Raw genomic sequence first — 1,497 nt, 5'->3', positions numbered from 1 at the left:
TGATCCTGCTGGCGGTGCAACAACTGCAATTGTCACGGTTCCATCAGCCGATCCATTTGGATCATATACACCTAATTTAGTGGGTCTATCCCAAAACATAGTTTCGAAACTATTTTTGGCAGATGATAGAACCCAATATGCTCCTGCATACCAAATCCAATATGTTTCTGTTAAATTTGCATAGGATATTTCGCCGTTGTAATTTCCATTTTCATAATAATTTCCATTAACGGCTGGGTCGAGTTCACTGGATTTTGTAACTGTGAGGGCAGGAGCCACAGGCATTTGTATTGGTGTTATTTTAAGATAGGAATTAGCATAGACGATAGATGTGCCACTTGCAATTTTGGTATGTTGTATATGCACTGTACCAGCGGAGTTTAATTTTATTGTGCCATGAATATTGACTGATCCAGTTTGCTCTGTTGTAATTTCTTTTAAGAAAGCAATACTTTGGTCATTGCTGTCTACGATGGAACTATCTATGTTGATTATAGTTGATGTTCCATATATTGCTGCTTTTATTGCATCAAATCCAGTTACAGCATAGCCACAACCAACGTCAGAATCAAGCACATTGTTTTTTGCAACTAATAGCAAGACATCCAATTCATAAAATCCAGCATCTAATGATGCACTTAGACCTGTGTTGACCAAAGTATCGGAAGTAGTCGAGGCATCAGAAGCCAGGGTATTATAGATAGGGATTCCTACTCCTGTGGGCATAGTGGTGAATATAGGAGATTCATTTTTTAACAAATCCGTTGTATCTTTTGTAGCAGCAGAGCCCCATTCTGATGATTCGGTATTGAGGGGGACAGAGGCGATAAAATCTCTGAGAGTTTGTGCGGTAATAGCTCTGGTGGTATTGTCTTGCAAGAGTGTTTCTAATGTTATTCTATCTGTCATGCTATTTTTGTTACCTTCAAAAAGGAATTAGTATTTATAGTTGATGTTCCTTCAGGAGGCTCTCCCAAAGCCATATGTTGAATTTTAATAACTGATGTTTCTGTAATAGTGGCGATGCCCTGAAAAATCACAAGTCCATCGCTCATATTGGCCATCCACATATCTGTATTTGCATCAAATGCATTTATTCTAATATTAGACAAAAATGATGAATCTATATTTCCAAACACTGTTCCTTCTAATGATCCTATTCCCCAGATTCCATAAGAATTTCCTATGTAATTACTAGAACTGCAACTTAGAAAAGCGAATAATTCATATGTTCCAATGACCACAGGCACAGACAATCCAGAGTCTGTCATTGTGTTGTTTGTGGTGTTTGCGTTTTCCGAGAGCACTGAATATGTGGGTATACCCAGACCTGTGGGAGTACCAGCGAAGTGTGGGGAAATGGCAGTAGCGAAATAGGATTCATCGTGTGTGGCTGCCGTTCCATATTCTGTTGGTTCTGTCATAAGTGGAGTGGAAGCCAACAGGTCTCTAATATCTTGTGCGGTAATAGACTGGCTATTATTATTTGCAAAGATT

Annotated in this window: 2 protein-coding genes; both read right to left on the bottom strand. The window is 38.9% G+C overall.

Translation table 11 applies throughout. The features are described 5' to 3' along the window. On the bottom strand, positions 1 to 909 hold a 909-nt coding region (locus M0R80_29680; GenBank protein MCK9463809.1), incomplete at its 3' end, for a hypothetical protein. Beyond that, the coding region (locus tag M0R80_29675) for a hypothetical protein (GenBank protein MCK9463808.1) at positions 906 to 1,497 on the bottom strand (592 nt) is incomplete at its 5' end. The genes M0R80_29675 and M0R80_29680, both read right to left, overlap by 4 nt.

This window comes from Pseudomonadota bacterium, assembly GCA_023229365.1.
GTDB lineage: Bacteria > Myxococcota_A > Polyangia > JAAYKL01 > JAAYKL01 > JALNZK01.
This window is presented reverse-complemented; position numbering and strand designations above follow the sequence as displayed.